Here is a 19,274-nt window from a genome sequence, read left to right on the forward strand (position 1 = left end):
GCGCTATTTGACCGCCTGCACCAGTTCCGCATCTGGATAGCAGGTTGCGGCACGGCCGTTCTTCGCCTGCCACTCGCCGATCGAGCGCCGCGTCTTGAACCCCGGCAGGCCGTCGGCGCTGCCGACGTCGTAGCCCTTCTTTTCGAGAACCCGCTGCAGCGCGGCGATGTCCGATCGGTATAGCCCGCCCACTGCGCCCCATTCCGCCGAAAAGCGGTGGTCTCCCCGCGCGATGCGATCGGCGCCGAGGCCGATGAACAGCGCATAGAGGTCGGAGGTGTTGTATTCCTTGAGCACATAGAAGTTCGGCGTGACCAGGAATGCCGGGCCATGCCGCCCGGCCGGCATCATCAGGAACGACTCGGCCGAATTCTCGGCGACCGGGAACGGCTTGCCGTCAACCCGCCTGACACCGAGCTTGCTCCAGGCGGAGACCGCCTTGCCGCGGTCCGGCCCTTCTAGCGCGCAGGATAGCGTATCGGGAGCGGTGACCTCGTAGCCCCAGCCACGCCCCTTCACCCAGCCATAGTGGACCAGATAGTTGGCGATCGATCCCATGACGTCCGGCACCGAATTCCAGATATCGGTCTTGCCGTCGCCGTCGAAGTCGACCGCGTGTTTCAGGAACGAGGTCGGCATGAATTGCGGCTGGCCGAGCGCGCCGGCCCAGGACGACTTCATGGCGCCGACCGGGGCGAGCCCGCGCTGCACGATGTCCAGCGCTGCCAACAGCTCCCGACGGAACATGTCCTTGCGCGTCGCCAGGAAGGCCTTGGTGCCGAGCACCTCGAAAGCGTCATAGGGGATCTTGGCGGTGCCGAAACCGCTCTCGCGGCCCCAGATGGCCAGCACCACCGACCCCGGCACGCCGTAACGTTTCTCGACCTGGCGCAGCGTGGCGGCGTATTGTCCGGCGCGGGCACGGCCGCCGTTGGCGACCGCCGCGACGATCTTTTCGGCAAAGTAGGCGCCGGGCGAACCGAACTCGGGCTGGTGCTGTTTCTTCGGCGTCTTCGGCTCTTCGCCGGGCAGCACCAGATCGGGCAGCTTGAGATTGGGCTTCACGCCGTCGAAGGCAGCGCTGAACGTGGCCTGCGAAATGCCTTTTGCCTTGGCTTCCGGCCAGAGATCGTTCTGCAGCCAGGCGCGGAACTGGTCGTCGATGGTGGCGGCAGCAGCTGGCCCTGCGAATCCCGCAAGAAAGGCCCCGAGCAAAAACAGCACCTGCAACGAGGAGAGCAGAAAGCGGCCAGAGAAGCGATCCATTCCGTCTCCTGGATAAATCTCGTTCAGAATGTCGTGCGCGACTTCAGCGCTGCGGCGAGCGTGCCCTCGTCGAGGTAGTCGAGCTCGCCGCCGACCGGCACGCCATGCGCCAGCCTTGTCACCTTCACGTCGAAGCTGGAGAGCTGATCGGTCAGGTAGTGCGCCGTGGTCTGGCCCTCGACCGTGGCGTTGACGGCAAGGATGATTTCCTTGATGGCGCCGGCGGCGACGCGATCGACGAGCGAACGGATGTTGAGCTGGTCAGGGCCGACGCCATCGAGCGGCGACAGCGTGCCGCCGAGCACGTGGTAGCGGACATTCATCGCTGCCGCCCGCTCCAACGCCCAGAGATCGGAAACGTCTTCGACAACGATCAGCATGGCATCGTCGCGGCGCGGATCGGTGCAGATCATGCACGGATCGGAAGTGTCGACATTGCCGCAGGTCGAGCAGATACGCACCTTCTCGACGGCCTCGCCCATGGCATTGGCCAAAGGTGCCAGCAGCTGGTCCTTCTTCTTGATGAGATGCAGCGCGGCGCGGCGCGCCGAGCGCGGCCCCAGGCCTGGCACCTTGGCCAGAAGCTGGATCAGGCGTTCAATTTCAGGGCCGGCGATTCGCTTGGACATCGCACCGATGTAGGATTTTTTCAGCCGCTTTGGAACTGAGCACCTAGGCGCGCCAACGCTGTTACGGACAAACGCTGTCGGTAGCCCGAGGCTCAGCCCTCTATAAGAATCACTGCAGCGGGCGGCTTTCCGACACGATCAGAGCGCCGATGGCATCGGTGTTTTCCGGCGTCGACTGGAACGACATCACGACGTCAGGCTCGGATGTCGTCGCCGAGGCCAAAACACGCTGCGGCCTTTCGCTTGGCACCGCCGAAGCGGTCTTGAACGGAAGCTGAGTAGGTTCGGCCGATGCCACCATAACCGGTGCGGCGGCCGGGGCTGGTGCCGGCTTCGTTGAAGCATAGGCCGTCGTCGGGATCGTGGCAGCCGAAGCGACGGCAACGGTCTGAGCCGGAGCAACCGGCGTCGCCGAGGCCATCATGGTGGCGCCTTCTTCCGGCAGCGGCTGCCAGTTGCGGCCGCGCTTCTCGTAAAAGGCATTGCCGCCGGCGACCAGCACGTAATGCATGTTCTTGTAGGGGAACTTCAGGCCAGCCGTGTGGAAGAACATCGAGTTCTTGGCCTTGGTCGAGCGCTCGCCCTTCAACACCGACTCGGCGGCGTCCATGACATCGGGCAGGGCCTTGGAGTTCATGCGACGGGTCATGACGCCGGGCGCGAACTGGCCGGGCTGACCGACAACGCTGCAGATGTTGTCGCCATACTTGCCGGAACGCAGGCGGTTCATCACCACCGTGCCGACGGCGACCATGCCGTCGCGGCTTGAACGATTCGATTCGAAGAACATCGCACGCGCCAGGCATTCCTTGTCGCGGCTGGTGTAGCGGTAAGCGCCGACCTTGGAACTGGGGGCAACCGAATCGGAAAGCTTGGCAACGGACAGGCCGTGACTGCCGGTGGTCTGGCTGCAGGCAGCCAGGAAGAGCGGGCCCAGGACAACCGTCCCGAGGGCGATCAGCTTTTTCCAACGCGTGGCGATCAACAAACGTCCCTCATTCTCGCTGCCGCCTTGTCCCCAGGATATGCGGCAAGAATGAGACACTTTCGGGCAAAAAGATGGCCAAAGCCTTACTTTGCCGAACAAGGTGAACAATTCGTGGATTTAGGGAAGTCGTTACCGAGGGGTTAACCCCAAGATATAACGCAATGTTTCATTTCGTAACAAAAGGGGAGCAAGAGAACGGTATCCGATATTCTGGAAGATTTCTCTTGCTCCTTTCCGATATACTTACTCTTTCAAATTAAAACGGCAGTTTCATGCCAGGCGGCAGAGGCAATCCTGCGGTCAAAGCCTTGGTTTTTTCCTGCATGATCTGTTCGACCTTGACCTTGGCATCGTTGTGAGCCGCCAGGATAAGGTCTTCCAGGATCTCGACCTCGTCTTCCTTGAACAGCGACGGATCGATCTTGAGTAGCTTCATCTCGAACTTGCCGGTCAGCGTGACATTGACCAGCCCGCCGCCGGCCTGGCCGGTGGCTTCGAGGGTGGCGATCTCCTCCTGCATGGACTGGAACTTGGCCTGCATTTCTTTTGCCTTGCCCATCAGGCCGAGCAGATCTTTCATCGTCTGATCCTTCTCAAAAATCGATGTCGTCGTCCGCAGCCGGCTCTATCGGCTGGTCGGCATCTTCGTTTTCTTCATTCGGCGCATCTGGAATGCGCACGTCGATGATCTTCGCGCCGGGGAACCGGGCGAGAATGGCAGCCACCGCCGGATCCGCGCGCGCGTCCGAAAAGGCGATCTCGCGACGCGTCGTCTCGACCTCGGCCATCGTCTGGCCGCCCTCTTCCTTGGACAGCGACACCAGCCAGCTGCGGCCGGTCCAGGCGCGCAGCTTCGAGGTCATCTCGTTGAGCAGCATCTTCGGCGCGTCTTCGGTCAGCGTCACGTCGATGCGACCCGGTTCGAAGTGCACCGGGCGCACGTAGCGCTTGATCTGGACCTTGAAGGCGATGTCGCGGTTCTGATCGGCGAGAGCGATGATGTCGGCCAGGGATTTGACCGGAACCGACTGCTGCTCCTGTGCCGGTTCGGGGGCCGGCACGAAGGCGGGAGATTGAACCGGCTCCACCAGGCGCATGGTCTGTCCGCCGCCCGGGGTGACCGGCATGCGAACCGATGCGGTGGCCATGGCCGCGCCGCCGTTTCCACCGCCGGGAGCAGGGGCGCCATTCGCACGCGCTGCTGTGCCGGGCGCCGGCTGCCCGTTCTCCAGCGACTTCAGCGCCTCATCGAGCGTAGGCAGGTCGGCGGCATGGGCAAGCCGGATCAGCACCATCTCGGCGGCGCTTACCGGGCGGTTGGAGCTTTGTACTTCCGGGATGCCCTTGAGCAGCATCTGCCAGGCGCGGGACAGCACCCGTACCGACAGGGTGCGCGAGAATTCGACGCCGCGCGTGCGTTCATCCTCGCTCAGCGCGGCATCATCAGCTGCACCCGGCACGAAACGCAGGCGCGTGACGAGATGGGTGAACTCGGCCAGATCGGTGAGCGCGGCCGCAGGATCGGCACCGACATCGTAGAGCGCCCTGAGACCCTGCAGCGCCGAGGCGATATCGCCTTTCATGATGTGTTCGAACAGGTCGACGATACGGGCGCGATCGGCGAGACCGAGCATGGAGCGTACGGCTTCGGCCGTGACATTGCCTGCACTGTGGGCGATGGCCTGATCGAAGATCGACTGAGCGTCGCGCATCGAGCCTTCGGCCGCGCGGGCGACCATGGCCAAGGCATCGTCGTCCGCCTCGATCTGTTCGAGACCGGCGATGCGTTTCAGATCCGCCTTGATCATGGCGGCGTCGATGCGGCGCAGGTCGAAGCGCTGGCAGCGCGACAGCACCGTGATCGGAACCTTGCGGATTTCCGTGGTGGCGAAAATGAACTTCACATGCGGCGGCGGCTCTTCCAGCGTCTTCAGCAGGCCGTTGAAGGCCTGCGTGGACAGCATGTGCACTTCGTCGATGATATAGACCTTGTAGCGCGCGGAGACCGGCGCATAGCGGACACGGTCGATGATGTCGCGAATATCGTCGATGCCGGTATGGGAGGCGGCGTCCATCTCGATGACGTCGACGTGGCGGCCTTCCATGATTGCCTGGCAATGTTCACCCGGCACGGAAAGGTCGACGGACGGGCGATCGATCTCGGCGGTCTTGTAGTTGAGCGCTCGCGCCAGGATGCGCGCGGTGGTTGTCTTGCCGACACCACGTACCCCGGTCAGCATCCATGCCTGCGCGACGCGACCAGTGGAAAAGGCGTTGGTCAGCGTCCGGACCATCGGCTCCTGGCCGATCAGTTCCGAGAAATTGGACGGACGGTATTTGCGCGCCAGGACACGGTAGCCACCAGGGGCCTTTTCCGGTGCGGGATTGTTTCCGGCTTCGCTCATCCGCCCTGACTGCTCCCTCGAACCTGTTTCCGCATAGGTTTCGCCCGCTGAGCTGCGCGCCGTTGTTGTTCGCGACAGAAGGACCGCGGAAGAAGAGCGAAGAGGCGGGAGGCTGGAACAATGACCCGTTCCGGGCTCGTTAGGGCTGCTTCCTTCCGGACCTGACCCGGTTGGCGAGTGGATCGTCCACCACCAACCTCCCACCCTCCATATCGGCAATTTGACGCCAGAATGCAAGGGTGCAGAACAACCGTCGGCTATCGGGTCAAACCAAAGGAAGGGCTTGCGACGAAACCTGTGCCGTTTTAGCCTCCTTACAACTCTCAGGGGGAATGCCGATGCTGCCTGGCCTCAAGGCCGGATTTTCGCTGGATGCCCGGTTGGAGGCAGACAGCGAACAATTGCTGTGGCTCGGCCTGTGCGAACTGCGCATCATGAACGATAGCCGCTGGCCATGGCTGATCCTGGTGCCGCAGCGGCCCGGCATCGAAGAGTTGCATGACCTCACCCCGCTCGACCAGGCGATGCTGACGTTCGAGACCAACATGGTCGGGCAGGCGCTGAAGGCAGCGACCGACTGCACCAAGATCAACACCGCCGCCCTCGGCAACATTGTCCGCCAGTTGCATGTCCATGTCATAGCCCGCAACGAAGCCGACACGGCCTGGCCGGGGCCGGTCTGGGGCCAGGGGCCGCGCGAGCCCTACAAACGCTCCGATCTCCACCGGTTTGCCGAACTGATCAAGGCGGCGCTATAAATCGCCGACACATCCGCCGAGCCCCTGAGTCTCCCCATGACCTTTCGCCTGTTCGACGCGCCGTTGCGCGAGCCCAGTCAATTCGTCGGCTTTGCCGGCAACCGCATCGACCGTCAGTCCGAGAACCGCTCCGATGACTGCGTCGAAATTGCGCTGAAAGATCCGCGCGTCCGCATCCTGCCGATGCGCGATGGCCGGCTCTACCTGAAATTGAGAGAAGACGGCACTTTCGATCCATGGTTCGACCTGGCTGAGAGCGCCGGCGTCGAAACCATACTTTCAGACGCCATCCTGCTGGGATATGCCGACGGACAACCGATCCTGGCGGCACCGGCAGCCATGGCAGCCGAAACGCTGCCGGAGACCATCAAGGCGATCGATCACCGCTCCGTCTATATTCAGGGTCTTGTCGACGAAGCAGCGCTCGGCGCGCTGGCACAAGGCGCGGCGCTGCTTTCCTGGAATGCCAGCCATCGTTTCTGCTCGAAATGCGGAAACCCGTCCGAAATGCGCGCCGGCGGCTACAAGAGGCATTGCCCGGCCTGCGGCAGCGATCATTTCCCGCGCACCGACCCGGTGGCGATCATGCTGACGGTCTCGCGCGAGCGATGCCTGATGGGGCGCGGCCCGCATTTCGCACCCGGCATGTATTCTTCGCTGGCCGGCTTCATCGAACCCGGCGAGACGATCGAAGCGGCGGTGCGTCGCGAGACCCTGGAAGAGGCCGGCATCCGGCTCGGCCGCGTCGTCTATCACGCCAGCCAGCCCTGGCCATTTCCCTATTCGCTGATGATCGGCTGCTTCGGCGAAGCGCTGAACGAGGACATCCAGGCCGACCTCAGCGAGTTGGAAGACTGCCGCTGGTTTTCACGCGAGGAGACGCGGCTGATGCTGGAACGACGCCATCCGGAAGGGCTGATGACGCCACCGCCGGGCGCCATCGCGCATCACCTGATCAAGACGTGGCTGGACAGCGCAAATTGACTACCTTCCGGCCTGGAAATCGCGGCTGATCGCTCCGATATGATCGGCCTCCACGCCTTGCCGGTGTGGCGCCAGCGACCACGCTCAGGAGCACGGCTTGATCAAACGTCAGACGCTCAATCCCACCGGATTGTTTGGCAGCCAGCAATATGGTTTCAGCCAGGCAATGGTGGTCGAAGGCGGGCGCAGGGTGCTTCTGTCCGGCCAGGTCGGCGTCGACGAACATGAAAAGACGGTCGAAGGCGGCATGGGCCCGCAAACCGTCAAGGCACTCGACAACATCGACTATCTGCTCAAACAGGCCGGCGGTAGCCTGACCGATGTGGTGATGCTGCGTATCTACATCGCGGCAGCAGCCCGCGACGACCAGGGACCGATCGCGGAAGCCCTGCGCCAGTATTTCCCGACCAATCCGCCGCCATCGTCCTGGATCATCGTCACCGGCCTGTCAGTGCCGGAATGGCTGATCGAGATCGAGGCGGAAGCGGTATTGCCCTAAAGCAGGACCGCTCCGGCCGACGGGGATCAGTCCGCCAGTTTCCACTGTTCGCGCGAATCGCTGGCCGGATAGACGCCGAGGATACGAACTTCCTTGGAAAAGAAGCGCAGTTCCTCAAGCGCGTTCCTGACGCCCGGATCTTCCGGATGGCCCTCGATGTCGGCGTAGAACAGCGTCGCGGTGAACGCGCCGAGCTGATAGCTCTCCAGCTTCGTCATGTTGACGCCATTGGTGGCGAAACCGCCCATTGCCTTGTAGAGCGCGGCCGGGACGTTGCGGACGCGGAAGATGAAAGTGGTCATCATCTTGGTGTCCGGCGAGGGGCGCTCGACCCATTGCTTCGATTTGGTCAGCACGACGAAGCGGGTGACATTCGAATCGGTGTCCTCGACATTTTCTTCCAGGATATCGAGGCCGTAGAGGGTGGCCGCGAGGCGCGGTGCCAGAGAGGCCATTGTGCGGTCCTTCTCGGCGGCCACGAATTTTGCCGAACCCGCGGTGTCACCCGCCACGACCGGCTTCCAGCCATTCTTGCGGATGTATTTGCGGCATTGGCCGAGCGCATGGATGTGGCTGTGCACCGTCTTGATTTCGGAACGCTGCACGCCGGGCAGCACCATCAGCTGGAAATGGATCGGCAGGAAATATTCGCCGATGATGTGCAGCTTCGATTCCGGCAGAAGATGATGGATGTCGGCGACGCGTCCCGCGATGGTGTTCTCGATCGGGATCATGGCGAGATCGGCCTTGCCGGTCTCCACGGCATTGAAGGCATCTTCGAAAGTCGGGCAGGGCAACGGCTCCATCGTCGGAAACATGTTGCGGCTGGCGGTGTCGGAATTGGCGCCCGGTTCGCCCTGGAACGAGATACGGTTGGTGGGGGCAGGAGACATTCTTAGCTAGGCCTTCGTCAGTGAGACAGAATTTCGCGCGCCCGTTCCAGATCCTCGGGCGTGTCGACGCCGAGCGGCACCGAACGCACGATTTCTGCATCGATGCGCATGCCTGCTTCGAGCGCACGAAGCTGCTCCAGGCTTTCGCGGCGCTCCAGCACCGATTGCTTCAGCGCCACGAACCTTTCGAGCGCGGTGCGACGGTAAGCATAAAGCCCGACATGATGGTAAAGCGGGCCTTCGCCCCAGGGCGCAGTGGCGCGTGTGAAATAGAGGGCCCGCAACCGCGTTTCCGAGAGCGGCGACCCGACGATCTTGACGACGTTCGGATTGGTTTTCTCTTCCGCGCGCACGATCTCGACGCCGAGCGTTGCTATGTCGACGGCCTTGTCTTCGAACGGCTTCAGCGCAGCGCGGATGATGGCCGGTTCGACAGTCGGCAGATCGCCCTGGACGTTGACGATCGTCTCGATCTCGCCTTTCGGATCGAAGGTCCCGAGCGCCTCGAAAATCCGGTCCGAGCCGGACTGATGGTCGGCGCGGGTCATCACCGCCTCGAAACCATGTGCGCGCACCGCGTCAGCCACCGCGTCGGTATCGGTCGCGACTGCCACGCGGCCGAGACCAGCCTCCGCGGCACGGGCCGCCACATGAACGATCATCGGCTTGCCGGCAATATCGGCCAGCGGCTTGCCCGGCAGCCGGGTGGAAGCCATGCGGGCGGGAATCAGGATCAATGTGGACATGATTGGCGCGGAACTGAACGGGCGGGACGAAAAGTGGCAAAAGGTCTCACAGGAAGCGCCCTTATAGGTGTTGCAACGGAATAGCAAAAGACCTAGTTTCCGCCCGATTTGACCCCCTCGACGGGGAGGGTCTCGATACCGACAGCCGGAAGGACGGAACGGTCTGCCGGAAAAGGGAGCTGGGGTTTATGGATTCCAACGAAGTCAACAAGGTACTGGCCGGCCTGCTCGGAACCGTGTTCGTGGTTTTTTCGGTCGGTATCGTATCCGACTCGCTGTTCGCGTCGCCCAAGCCTGAGAAGCCCGGCTTCACGATCGAAGCGGCTGAACCGGAAGCTGCGGGCGGCGGCGGCAAGGAAGCAAAGGTCGCGACCCCGGTCGCCGATCTGCTGGCCGCAGGCAAGGCCGAAGCCGGCGCCACCGTTTTCAAGAAGTGCCAGGCTTGCCACAGCGGCGAGAAGGGCGGGCCCAACAAGATCGGTCCGGATCTGTGGGACATCGTCAACCGCCCGGTCGCACATCATGAAGGTTTCGCCTATTCGGCCGGCATGAAGGATTTCGCCAAAGGCGATAACAAATGGACCTTCGAGAACCTGAACCACTTCCTGACTTCGCCGAAGGGTCTCGTGAAGGGTACTGCCATGGGCTTCGCCGGCCTGCCCAAGGACGAAGATCGCGGCAACCTGCTGGCTTACCTGCGCACGCTGTCCGACAGCCCGGCACCGCTGCCGGAAGCTGGCGCAGCACCTGCAGCCACTCCCGCTGCTGCACCAGCCGACGCCAAGCCGGCAGAGGCCAAGCCCGCGAACTGACGGATTTGTCATTCCAAAGATCACGAAAAAGCCGGGTTTGACCCGGCTTTTTTGTTGCGCGCGGGCAAATAGGCAGCTTCTGCCGGTTTGCGCCGGCTGCGAATAAGCTAAGGTGCCGGTTCAGGCCAGCAACAGGCAGAAGGATCAGGAATGCAGCGTTTCCGGCTCGGGATGCCCTTGAAGTTCCTCGCGGCAGGCGTCGCTCTCGCCGTCGGCATCCACACGGCATCCGCCGATGAGTGGCGCACCACCTCCTCGCTGCTCGGCGAATCGAAATACGGTGAGAATTTCCAGCGCTACGATTACGTGAACCCGGATGCTCCCAAGGGCGGAACGCTGAATTCGACCGTTATCGGCACCTACGACAGTTTCAACCCTTACATCGTGCAAGGATCCCCTGCTGCAGGCTTCTCGCCGTTCGGCGGCGGCCTGCTGTACGAAACGCTGATGGAGCAGGCCATCGACGAAGGCAGCGTCAGCCACCCGTTGATCGCCGACGCCTACAAGTATCCAGCCGACTATTCATCCGCCACCTACCGTCTCGACCCACGGGCCAAATGGCACGACGGCAAGCCGATCACCGTCGATGACGTGATCTGGTCGTTCACCGTACTGAAGGCCAACAGCCCGCTCTACAACCGCTATTTCGCCAACGTTACCGAGGCCGTGGCCGTCGGCGAGCACGAGGTGGAATTCCGCTTCGATCAGAAGGGCAATCGTGAGCTGCCCAAGATCATGGGCGACCTTGCCATCCTGCCAAAGCATTGGTGGGAAGGCACGGACGCCAAAGGCAACAAACGCGACATCACCAAACCCACGCTGGAAATTCCGCTGGGTTCGGCTGCCTACAAGGTGAAAAGCTTCAAGCCGGGCTCGGAGATCATCTGGGAACGCGCAGCTGACTATTGGGGCGCCAAGCTGCCCGTGAAGATCGGCCGCGAGAATTTCGACACCAAACGCTACGTCTATTTCCTCGACGACAGTGCCGCATGGCTCGCCTTCACCAAAGGCGGCCTGGAAGACATCAACGTCGAAAACAGCGGTCGCAACTGGATGACGAAGTACGACTTCCCTTCCTTGAAGGCCGGCGACGTCATTAAGAAACAGTTCCCGGCCGCGGCGCTTGCCAATTTCCAGGGGTTCATCATGAACACCCGCCGGCCGCTTTTCCAGGATCGCCACGTGCGCCAGGCGCTGTCCTACCTCTATGATTTCGACACGGTCAACCGCACGCAGTCCTTCGGGCTGAACACGCGGATCACCAGCTATTTCATGGGCAAGGATCTTGCCTCGAGCGGCCTGCCCCAGGGCAAGGAGCTTGATATCCTCAACCAGTACAAGGACAAGCTGCCTCCGGAGCTGTTTACGGACGAGTTCAAGATACCCGCTTTCGACAATCCCCAGGCAGAGCGCAAGATCCTGAAATCAGCGGTCGATCTCTTTGCGCAGGCAGGATGGGTGATCCGCGACGGCAAGATGGTCAATGCCAAGACAGGCCAGCCGTTCGCCTTTGAGATCCTCGATTCGAGGCAAGGCGCCGAAGCGACGCTCAACCCCTATGTCACCATGCTGCGCAAGATCGGCATCGTCGCCACGTTGCGCTTCGTCGACAGCAGCCAGTACGTAAACCGTGTCAACAATTTCGACTACGACATGATCACCGCCGTGCTGCCGCAGTCGGATTCGCCGGGCAACGAGCAGCGGGACTTTTGGTCGACGAAGGCTGCCGACACGCCGGGTTCGCGCAACTATTCGGGTATCAAGGACCCTGTCGTCGACGCTTTGGTCGACCGGGTCATCTTCGCCGCGGACCGGGACGATTTGCTGGCCGCCACCCGCGCGCTCGACCGCGTGCTGTTGTGGAATTTCTACGCGGTGCCGCAGTTCACACGTCCGGACGTGCGGCTGGCGTACTGGAACAAATTCGGTATTCCGGACAAACAGCCGTCCTATGTCGGGCCGGACATCGATTCCTGGTGGATCGATGTCGACAAGGAAAAGGCGCTGGCCGCCAAATACAAAGGCCTCAATTGATGGCGACCCGTCGCGCTCTGCTGGCGCTCGGGGCAGCGGCGGCGGCCGTCGCTCTTTTGCCGAGCCGGGTCTTTGCGGCAAGCCCGACCGAAACGCCCCTGCATGGGCTTTCGGCCTTCGGTGACCTTAAATACCCTGCCGGCTTCGAGCACTTCGACTATGTGAACCCGAATGCTCCGAAGGGCGGTACGTTCAACTTTGCGCCGTTCACCTGGGTGTTCAATCAGAACCCGCAGACCTTCAACACGTTGAATTCGTTCATTCTCAAGGGCGACGCGCCACCACGCATGGATATGTGTTTCGATGCATTGATGGCATCGGCGCTGGATGAACCCGATTCGATGTACGGGCTGGTGGCGGAAACCGTGACGATCGCGCGTGACCGCAACAGCTTCACCTTCAAGCTCCGGCCGGAAGCGCGGTTCCATGACGGCTCCCCGCTCACGGCGGAAGACGCCGCCTTCTCCTACAAGCTCCTGAAAAACGACGGCGCTCCGGATTTCTCCATTCCGCTGGCACGGCTCACCGATGCGGTCGCCGAGGACAAACAGACGCTCCGGCTCGTCTTCGACGGCAAGCAGAGCGAACGGCTCATCCTGTCGGTCATCGGCTTTCCGATCCTGTCCAGAGCCGATATCGAGGCCAACGGCTTCAAGGGCGGCATGCGACCGCTGCTCGGCTCGGGCGCCTACAAGGTCGGGCGCGTCGCTCCGGGCCAGACGATTGAATACGACCGCGTCGCCGACTACTGGGCACGCGATCTCAACGTCAATCGCGGCCAGTACAATTTCGATCGCCTTCGTATCGACTTCTACCTGGATCGTCGGGCGGCTTTCGAAGCCTTGAAGAAGGGCGACACCTTCTATCGGGAAGAGTCGGTCTCGCGCAGCTGGGCCACCGACTATGACTTTCCGTCGCTCAAGGAAGGCAAGGTCATCAAGCACGAGTTCGCGGCCGAAAAGCGTCCGCTCATGCAGGCATTGGCGCTCAACCATCGCCGCAACGCCCTGAACGACATCAGGGTGCGGGAGGCCATCGGTCTCTGCTTCGATTTCGAATGGACGCGGCGCAACTTCTTCTACGATCTCTATGACCGCTCGCAGTCGATGTTCGAGCTTTCCGACTATCGCGCCGAGGGCAAGCCGAGTACCGAGGAGCTGGCATTGCTGGAGCCATTGCGCGGCAAGATCCCTGAGGCGGCCTTCGGCGAAGCCGTCCTGCAACCGGTCTCGGACGGTTCGGGCCGCGACCGCAAGATGCTCGGCAAGGCGTCGAAGCTGCTTGCGGAGGCCGGCTGGAAACGTAACGGTTCCTTCGTCCAGAACGACAAGGGCGAAAGACTGACGCTGGAGATGCTGAGCGACGAAGAAGTGCTGTCGCAACGCTTCTCCCCCTTTATCGAAAACATGCGGGTCGTCGGCATCGATGCCACCTCCCGCATCGTCGACACGCCGCAATATCAGCGCCGGCTGTCGGATTATGATTTCGACATGGTCATTGCGGCGGCGCTGTTTTCACCGTCGCCGACGCAGGATGAGATGGAGCAGTTCTTCCATTCACGCAGCGCGGCAATGCCGGGAACACGCAATTATGCCGGCATCTCCGACGCGGGTGTCGATGCTCTGGTGGACGCCATCGGCGCGGCCAGGGACCGGCAAAGCCTGATTACCGCCATGCGAGCGCTCGACCGGGTCTTGCGCGCGCGGCACGACTGGATTCCAAACTATCACAAGGCGAATCACTGGGTGGCATTCTGGGACATGTTCGGCTTCAAGGAGCCGAAGCCCGATTATGCCTTCCCGATTGAAGCGTTGTGGTGGTTCGACAAGGACAAGGCGGCAAAGATTGGCAAAGGGTGATGTAGCTTTCCTCTCCCCACTCGCGGGGAGAGGATGCCGGCAGGCAGGTGAGGGGCAGCGCGAGCCTCACAACATTGAATGCTGCCCCTCATCCGCCCTTCGGGCACCTTCTCCCCGTGAACGGGGAGAAGGGAAAAGCTGATGGGCGCCTATATCCTCCGCCGACTGCTGCTGATGATCCCGACGCTGTTCGGCATCATGGCGATCTCCTTCGTGGTGGTGCAGTTCGCGCCCGGCGGACCGGTCGAACAGGTCATCGCCAAGCTGACCAACCAGGGTGGTAGTGCCTCCGACCGCCTGGGCGGCGGCGGTGGCAGCGATCTTGCCGGCGGCAACAATTTCGACCCGGCCGCCAACGTCAACTCCAAATACCGCGGCGCGCAGGGCCTCGATCCTGAATTCATCGCCAAGCTGGAAAAGCAGTTCGGCTTCGACAAGCCGCCGCTCGAGCGCTTCGGGCTGATGCTGTGGAACTACGCGCGCTTCGACTTCGGCGACAGCTACTTCCGCGACATTTCCGTGGTGAGCCTGATCCTGGAGAAGATGCCGGTTTCGATCTCCATCGGCCTCTGGATAACGCTGCTTTCCTATCTGATCTCGATCCCGCTCGGCATTCGCAAGGCGGTGAAGGACGGCTCCTCCTTCGACACCTGGACCAGCGCCATCGTCATCATCGGCTATGCGATTCCCGGCTTCCTGTTCGGCATCCTGCTGATGATCCTGTTCGCAGGCGGCTCGTTCTGGGACTGGTTCCCGCTGCGTGGCCTGACGTCCGACAACTGGGACCAACTGTCCTGGCCACAGCGCATCCTCGACTATTTCTGGCATCTTGCGCTGCCGCTGACGGCCATGGTGCTGTCGGCCTTCGCCACCTCGACGCTGCTGACGAAGAACTCGTTCCTGGAAGAGATCCGCAAGCAATATGTGGTGACGGCGCGCGCCAAGGGCCTGTCCGAGCGACAGGTGCTCTATGGCCATGTCTTCCGCAACGCGATGCTGATCGTCATCGCCGGTTTTCCCGGCGCTTTCATCTCTGCCTTTTTCTCCGGCTCGCTGCTGATCGAGAACATCTTCTCGCTGGATGGGCTTGGCCTGCTCGGCTTCAAGTCAGTGGTCGACCGCGACTACCCGGTCGTCTTCGCTAATCTCTACATCATGTCGCTGATCGGCCTGTTCGTAAGCCTGATCTCCGACCTCACCTACACCTGGATCGATCCGCGCATCGACTTCGAGCGGAGAGACGTGTGATGGCGGATATCGCAGCCAATCCCGTCGCCGATGCCGCACCTGTCGGGCGACCGAGGATCTCTCCGCTCAACCAGCGCCGCTGGGCCAACTTCAAGGCCAACCGGCGCGGCTACTGGTCTTTGTGGATTTTCCTCGTGCTGTTCGTGCTGTCGCTGGGTTCGGAATTCATCGCCAACGACAAGCCGGTCATCGCTTCCTACAAGGGTGAAATCCTGTTCCCGGTGCTGGTTGCCTATCCGGAAGAGAAATTCGGCGGCTTCTATGCGGTCACCGACTATCGCGATCCGGTGATCCGTGACGAGATCAACGCCAATGGCTGGATGATCTGGCCGCCGATCCGCTATTCCTATCGCACCGTCAACAATGCGGTCCCGGAAGCGGCTCCCTCCAAACCGTCCTGGATGTACGACGCCGAGAAGCGCTGCGGACAGTATCCGCTGAAAGCAGCCGACCCCGATTGCATCGTCGGCAACTGGAACTGGCTGGGTACGGACGACCAGGCGCGAGACGTGCTGGCGCGCGTCATCTACGGTTTCCGCATTTCCGTGCTGTTCGGGCTTATCCTGACGCTTGGTTCGGCGTTGATCGGTGTCTCGGCCGGCGCGATCCAGGGTTACTTCGGCGGCTGGACTGACCTTCTTTTCCAGCGTTTCATCGAAATCTGGTCGGCGATCCCGGTGCTTTATTTGCTGCTGATCGTCGCTGCCGTGCTACCGCCAGGCTTCTTCATCCTGCTCGGGCTGATGCTGCTGTTTTCCTGGGTCGCCTTCGTTGGCGTGGTTCGGGCGGAGTTCCTGCGCGCCCGAAATTTTGAATATGTCAACGCAGCGCGGGCGCTCGGCGTACCGAACGCCACCATCATCTTCCGCCATCTCCTGCCCAACGCAATGGTGGCGACGCTGACCTTCCTGCCATTCATCCTGAACGGCTCGATCTCGACGCTGACCTCGCTCGACTTCCTCGGCTTTGGCCTGCCACCCGGCTCGGCTTCGCTCGGCGAATTGCTGAAGCAGGGCCAGCGCAATCTCAACGCGCCCTGGCTCGGCCTGTCCGGCTTCGTGGTGATTTCGTTGATGCTATCGCTGCTGATCTTCGTCGGCGAGGCGACCCGCGATGCCTTTGATCCGAGAAAGACCTTCAAGTGAGCGAGACGCCTCTTCTCTCCGTCCGCGATCTTTCGGTTGCCTTCCTGCAAGGCGGCAAGGTCTCGACCGCTGTCGACCACATCTCCTTCGACATCGCCAAGGGCGAGACGGTGGCCCTGGTCGGCGAATCCGGCTCCGGCAAGTCGGTCTCGGCACTTTCGGTGCTCAAGCTCCTGCCCTATCCGCCGGCAAGCCACCCGTCCGGGGAGATCCAGTTCGGCGGCCAGGACCTGCTCAAGCTGGACGAGCGGCAACTGCGAAACGTACGCGGCAACAAGATCACCATGATCTTCCAGGAGCCGATGACATCGTTGAACCCGCTGCACACGATCGAGCGGCAGATCGGCGAAATCCTGAGGTTGCACCAGGGCATGGGCGAGGCACAGGCCCGCAAGCGGACTGTCGAGCTGCTCAATGAGGTCGGCATCCGCGAACCGGAAAAGCGGCTCGACGCCTATCCACACCAGCTGTCCGGCGGCCAACGCCAGCGCGTGATGATCGCCATGGCACTGGCCAACGAGCCCGAACTGCTGATCGCCGACGAGCCGACCACCGCGCTCGACGTGACGGTGCAGGCGCAGATCCTGGAACTGCTGGCCAAGCTCAAGACGAAGAACGGCATGTCGATGCTGTTCATCACCCATGACCTTGGCATCGTGCGCAAGATTGCCGACCGCGTCTGCGTCATGACTAAGGGCAAGATCGTCGAGACAGGCCCGACCAAGGAGATCTTCGCCAATCCGCAACATGCCTATACGCGGCATCTGCTCGCGGCCGAACCCAAGGGGCGGCCACCGGCAGCCGATCACAATGCCAAGGCGGTGATGCGTGGTGACGACATCAAGGTCTGGTTCCCGATCAAGCAGGGCTTCTTCCGCCGCGTGGTCGACCATGTGAAGGCGGTGGACGGCATCGACGTGACCGTGCGCGCCGGCCAGACGCTGGGCGTTGTCGGCGAGTCCGGTTCAGGTAAGACGACACTTGGCCTGGCGCTGTCGCGCATGATCTCTTCGACGGGCGCGATCCAGTTCGACGGGCGCGACATCAACAAGCTTTCGTTCAGCGCCATGCGGCCGTTGCGCAGCGAATTGCAGATCGTCTTCCAGGACCCGTTCGGATCGCTCAGCCCGCGCATGTCGATCGCCGAGATCATCGAGGAGGGCTTGAAGATCCACGAGCCGAAACTCAGCGCCGAAGACCGCGATCAACGCGTCGTCGACGTCCTGAGCGAGGTGGGCCTCGACCCTTCGACGCGCTTTCGTTACCCGCACGAATTCTCCGGCGGCCAGCGCCAGCGCGTGGCGATCGCACGCGCCATGGTGCTGAAGCCCCGTTTCGTCATGCTGGACGAGCCGACATCGGCGCTCGACATGAGCGTGCAGGCGCAGGTGGTGGACTTGCTGCGCAACCTGCAGGCCAAGCACAATCTCGCCTATCTGTTCATCAGCCACGACCTCAAGGTGATCCGGGCGCTGGCCAACGACGTCATCGTCATGCGCAACGGCAAAGTTGTCGAGGCTGGACCATCCGAACAAATTTTCGAGCGGCCGCAGACCGAGTATACTCGGGCCTTGATCTCGGCCGCTTTCCGCATCGAGACCGCGCCGCTCGGCGCCGTCAACGACTAGCAGCGGCATAACCCTCGGGGGAAGAAAGAAGCATGTCCGTTCTGGAAAAGGGCCGCGTCCTGCTCTCGGTCACCGGATTTCATCCGCAGCGCTGGCACGAATTGCTTTCAGCCGAGCGCGACGTGGTGACGGAGCCTGCCGGAAAGGACGATCCCTCGATCGCCTATGCGGTGGTGTGGAAGCACAAGCCCAATCTGCTTTCCAGCCTGCCGAACCTGCGCGCCATCTTTTCGATCGGCGCCGGCGTCGATCATATCTTCAACGATCCGGGCTTGCCCAATGTGCCCATCGTCAAGGTCGTGGCCGACAACCTCACGCAATACATGACCGAATATGTGGTCTGGCGCGTTCTCGACCATCATCGCCAGGGCTCGCTCTATCGCTATCAGCAACAGAAGAAGACATGGCACGAACCGCTGCAGCGACCGGCCAGCGACATCTCCGTCGGGATCATGGGACTGGGCACGCTGGGCAGGGCGGCAGCGTCGGTGCTGCTGTCACTGGGCTTTTGCGTCAACGGCTGGTCGCGCAGCGTGCGGCCGATGGAAGGTGTCACCACCTATGCCGGCGACAGCGGGCTGATCCCCTTCCTTAACGCGACCGACATCCTGGTGGTGCTGCTGCCGCTGACGCCAACCACTCAAGGCATGGTCAATTACGGGCTGCTGAAGGAGCTGCGCCGCAGGAACGGGCTGGGTGGCGCCGTGCTGATCAATGCCGGTCGCGGCCGGCTGCAGAAGGACGATGACATTGCGCGGGCACTGGACGAGGGCATCCTGAAGGAAGCAAGCCTCGATGTCTTCGAAGTTGAACCGCTGCCCAAGACCAGCCCGCTGTGGAGCCATCCGAAGGTCTATGTGACGCCGCATGCGGCGGCGACATCCGACCCCAACCATTTGGTGCCGATCATGTTGGCCCAGATGTCGGCCCTTGAACGCGGCGAACCGCTCCAGAACACGGTCGATCGCGCAGCCGGTTATTGATCGGCGTGCGCTGCAGCGCTTTCGGTCAAGCAGCAGGCTTCGGGATGCACTGCCGCCTGATCAGCGAACGGTTCATGGCATCGATCTGGCCGGCAGCTTTGTCGGCCGATTGCTTTTTCGCCGAACGGGTGTCGGGCAGTACAGGGCCGAGCCCGAGCGGGGTTTCGGCAAACACCGGCTTGGCATCGGTGGCGAGGCCGTTGGCACTTGCGATGGAGTCACGCTGAGAGATCAGCTTCTTGCATTCGATCCTGTCGTATTGGATCGACGTCTGCACGGCCGCATCCTGGCGCGAGACCAGTGAGGCATCGCCGGCGCAGCCAGCCAACATCAGCAGCAACAGGAAAGCGGGCGATCTCGGCGCCATCGGCGAATCTCCTAGGGCATTTTGCAGCCA

Annotated in this window: 18 protein-coding genes and 1 other RNA gene; 10 read left to right on the forward strand and 9 right to left on the reverse strand. The window is 62.1% G+C overall.

Annotated features, from left to right (window positions below; genetic code table 11):
- Window positions 1-3: 3 nt before the first annotated feature.
- From AC3WTO_RS22380 to ffs, 6 genes are all read right to left on the reverse strand, one after another.
- Window positions 4-1,266: a lytic murein transglycosylase gene (locus AC3WTO_RS22380; protein WP_492463123.1), complete on the reverse strand. Its 1,263-nt coding sequence runs from the start codon at window positions 1,264-1,266 to the stop codon at window positions 4-6.
- 23 nt (window positions 1,267-1,289) lie between these two features.
- Entirely contained in the window at window positions 1,290-1,895 is a 606-nt protein-coding gene (recR, locus tag AC3WTO_RS22385; RefSeq protein ID WP_492463124.1) for a recombination mediator RecR, read from the reverse strand.
- A gap of 109 nt (window positions 1,896-2,004) precedes the next feature.
- Entirely contained in the window at window positions 2,005-2,856 is an 852-nt protein-coding gene (locus AC3WTO_RS22390; protein WP_492463241.1) for a cell wall hydrolase, read from the reverse strand.
- A 283-nt stretch (window positions 2,857-3,139) separates the two neighbouring features.
- Window positions 3,140-3,463: a YbaB/EbfC family nucleoid-associated protein gene (locus tag AC3WTO_RS22395; RefSeq protein ID WP_492463125.1), complete on the reverse strand. Its 324-nt coding sequence runs from the start codon at window positions 3,461-3,463 to the stop codon at window positions 3,140-3,142.
- Window positions 3,464-3,476: 13 nt separating this feature from the next.
- Window positions 3,477-5,288, reverse strand: coding sequence for a DNA polymerase III subunit gamma/tau (locus AC3WTO_RS22400; protein WP_492463126.1), 1,812 nt, complete (start codon window positions 5,286-5,288; stop codon window positions 3,477-3,479).
- A 104-nt stretch (window positions 5,289-5,392) separates the two neighbouring features.
- Window positions 5,393-5,489: signal recognition particle sRNA small type (gene ffs / locus AC3WTO_RS22405), an RNA gene on the reverse strand.
- 137 nt (window positions 5,490-5,626) lie between these two features.
- On the opposite strand from ffs, the gene AC3WTO_RS22410 reads away from it, so the two are divergent.
- From AC3WTO_RS22410 to AC3WTO_RS22420, 3 genes are all read left to right on the forward strand, one after another.
- A complete protein-coding gene (locus tag AC3WTO_RS22410) occupies window positions 5,627-6,046 on the forward strand; it encodes an HIT domain-containing protein (RefSeq protein WP_492463127.1) in 420 nt (139 codons plus the stop codon).
- 36 nt (window positions 6,047-6,082) lie between these two features.
- Window positions 6,083-7,030, forward strand: a complete 948-nt coding sequence (gene nudC, locus AC3WTO_RS22415; protein ID WP_492463128.1) for an NAD(+) diphosphatase — start codon at window positions 6,083-6,085, stop codon at window positions 7,028-7,030.
- Window positions 7,031-7,127: 97 nt separating this feature from the next.
- Window positions 7,128-7,529, forward strand: a complete 402-nt coding sequence (locus tag AC3WTO_RS22420; RefSeq protein ID WP_492463129.1) for a RidA family protein — start codon at window positions 7,128-7,130, stop codon at window positions 7,527-7,529.
- Window positions 7,530-7,555: 26 nt separating this feature from the next.
- On the opposite strand, the gene AC3WTO_RS22425 is transcribed toward AC3WTO_RS22420, so the two are convergent.
- Both AC3WTO_RS22425 and AC3WTO_RS22430 read right to left on the reverse strand, forming a co-directional pair.
- A complete protein-coding gene (locus AC3WTO_RS22425; RefSeq protein ID WP_492463130.1) occupies window positions 7,556-8,422 on the reverse strand; it encodes a prephenate dehydratase in 867 nt (288 codons plus the stop codon).
- 17 nt (window positions 8,423-8,439) lie between these two features.
- Window positions 8,440-9,168: a 3-deoxy-manno-octulosonate cytidylyltransferase gene (locus tag AC3WTO_RS22430; protein ID WP_492463131.1), complete on the reverse strand. Its 729-nt coding sequence runs from the start codon at window positions 9,166-9,168 to the stop codon at window positions 8,440-8,442.
- A gap of 188 nt (window positions 9,169-9,356) precedes the next feature.
- Here AC3WTO_RS22430 and AC3WTO_RS22435 point away from each other — a divergent pair, with 188 nt between their 5' ends.
- From AC3WTO_RS22435 to AC3WTO_RS22465, 7 genes are all read left to right on the forward strand, one after another.
- Window positions 9,357-9,980, forward strand: a complete 624-nt coding sequence (locus tag AC3WTO_RS22435; RefSeq protein WP_492463132.1) for a c-type cytochrome — start codon at window positions 9,357-9,359, stop codon at window positions 9,978-9,980.
- Between the two features lie 150 nt (window positions 9,981-10,130).
- Window positions 10,131-12,014: an extracellular solute-binding protein gene (locus tag AC3WTO_RS22440; protein ID WP_492463133.1), complete on the forward strand. Its 1,884-nt coding sequence runs from the start codon at window positions 10,131-10,133 to the stop codon at window positions 12,012-12,014.
- Entirely contained in the window at window positions 12,014-13,873 is a 1,860-nt protein-coding gene (locus tag AC3WTO_RS22445; protein ID WP_492463134.1) for an extracellular solute-binding protein, read from the forward strand. The genes AC3WTO_RS22440 and AC3WTO_RS22445 overlap by 1 nt, the downstream gene beginning before the upstream one ends.
- 141 nt (window positions 13,874-14,014) lie before the next feature.
- Window positions 14,015-15,121 (forward strand): microcin C ABC transporter permease YejB, encoded by a 1,107-nt coding sequence (locus AC3WTO_RS22450; RefSeq protein WP_492463135.1) that lies wholly within the window; start codon window positions 14,015-14,017, stop codon window positions 15,119-15,121.
- The gene (locus AC3WTO_RS22455; protein ID WP_492463136.1) at window positions 15,121-16,266 is read left to right on the forward strand and encodes an ABC transporter permease; all 1,146 of its coding nucleotides are present in this window, start codon (window positions 15,121-15,123) and stop codon (window positions 16,264-16,266) included. Before AC3WTO_RS22450 ends, AC3WTO_RS22455 begins: the two co-directional genes overlap by 1 nt.
- Window positions 16,263-17,894, forward strand: a complete 1,632-nt coding sequence (locus AC3WTO_RS22460) for an ABC transporter ATP-binding protein (RefSeq protein WP_492463137.1) — start codon at window positions 16,263-16,265, stop codon at window positions 17,892-17,894. Before AC3WTO_RS22455 ends, AC3WTO_RS22460 begins: the two co-directional genes overlap by 4 nt.
- Before the next feature lie 41 nt (window positions 17,895-17,935).
- Window positions 17,936-18,877, forward strand: coding sequence for a 2-hydroxyacid dehydrogenase (locus tag AC3WTO_RS22465; RefSeq protein WP_492463242.1), 942 nt, complete (start codon window positions 17,936-17,938; stop codon window positions 18,875-18,877).
- Between the two features lie 25 nt (window positions 18,878-18,902).
- On the opposite strand, the gene AC3WTO_RS22470 is transcribed toward AC3WTO_RS22465, so the two are convergent.
- Window positions 18,903-19,244, reverse strand: a complete 342-nt coding sequence (locus AC3WTO_RS22470) for a hypothetical protein (protein ID WP_492463138.1) — start codon at window positions 19,242-19,244, stop codon at window positions 18,903-18,905.
- Window positions 19,245-19,274: the final 30 nt, after the last annotated feature.

This window comes from Mesorhizobium sp. EU05-FHT14A09, from assembly GCF_058790995.1.

What these genes read in the sequence shown, in the direction of transcription:
- AC3WTO_RS22380 (WP_492463123.1), bottom strand. Translation starts at nt 1,266, where the DNA reads ATGGATCGCTTCTCTGGCCGCTTTCTGCTCTCCTCGTTGCAGGTGCTG.
- recR (WP_492463124.1), bottom strand. Translation starts at nt 1,895, where the DNA reads ATGTCCAAGCGAATCGCCGGCCCTGAAATTGAACGCCTGATCCAGCTT.
- AC3WTO_RS22395 (WP_492463125.1), bottom strand. Translation starts at nt 3,463, where the DNA reads ATGAAAGATCTGCTCGGCCTGATGGGCAAGGCAAAAGAAATGCAGGCC.
- AC3WTO_RS22400 (WP_492463126.1), bottom strand. Translation starts at nt 5,288, where the DNA reads ATGAGCGAAGCCGGAAACAATCCCGCACCGGAAAAGGCCCCTGGTGGC.
- AC3WTO_RS22410 (WP_492463127.1), top strand. Translation starts at nt 5,627, where the DNA reads ATGCTGCCTGGCCTCAAGGCCGGATTTTCGCTGGATGCCCGGTTGGAG.
- nudC (WP_492463128.1), top strand. Translation starts at nt 6,083, where the DNA reads ATGACCTTTCGCCTGTTCGACGCGCCGTTGCGCGAGCCCAGTCAATTC.
- AC3WTO_RS22425 (WP_492463130.1), bottom strand. Translation starts at nt 8,422, where the DNA reads ATGTCTCCTGCCCCCACCAACCGTATCTCGTTCCAGGGCGAACCGGGC.
- AC3WTO_RS22430 (WP_492463131.1), bottom strand. Translation starts at nt 9,168, where the DNA reads ATGTCCACATTGATCCTGATTCCCGCCCGCATGGCTTCCACCCGGCTG.
- AC3WTO_RS22435 (WP_492463132.1), top strand. Translation starts at nt 9,357, where the DNA reads ATGGATTCCAACGAAGTCAACAAGGTACTGGCCGGCCTGCTCGGAACC.
- AC3WTO_RS22440 (WP_492463133.1), top strand. Translation starts at nt 10,131, where the DNA reads ATGCAGCGTTTCCGGCTCGGGATGCCCTTGAAGTTCCTCGCGGCAGGC.
- AC3WTO_RS22445 (WP_492463134.1), top strand. Translation starts at nt 12,014, where the DNA reads ATGGCGACCCGTCGCGCTCTGCTGGCGCTCGGGGCAGCGGCGGCGGCC.
- AC3WTO_RS22450 (WP_492463135.1), top strand. Translation starts at nt 14,015, where the DNA reads ATGGGCGCCTATATCCTCCGCCGACTGCTGCTGATGATCCCGACGCTG.
- AC3WTO_RS22455 (WP_492463136.1), top strand. Translation starts at nt 15,121, where the DNA reads ATGGCGGATATCGCAGCCAATCCCGTCGCCGATGCCGCACCTGTCGGG.
- AC3WTO_RS22470 (WP_492463138.1), bottom strand. Translation starts at nt 19,244, where the DNA reads ATGGCGCCGAGATCGCCCGCTTTCCTGTTGCTGCTGATGTTGGCTGGC.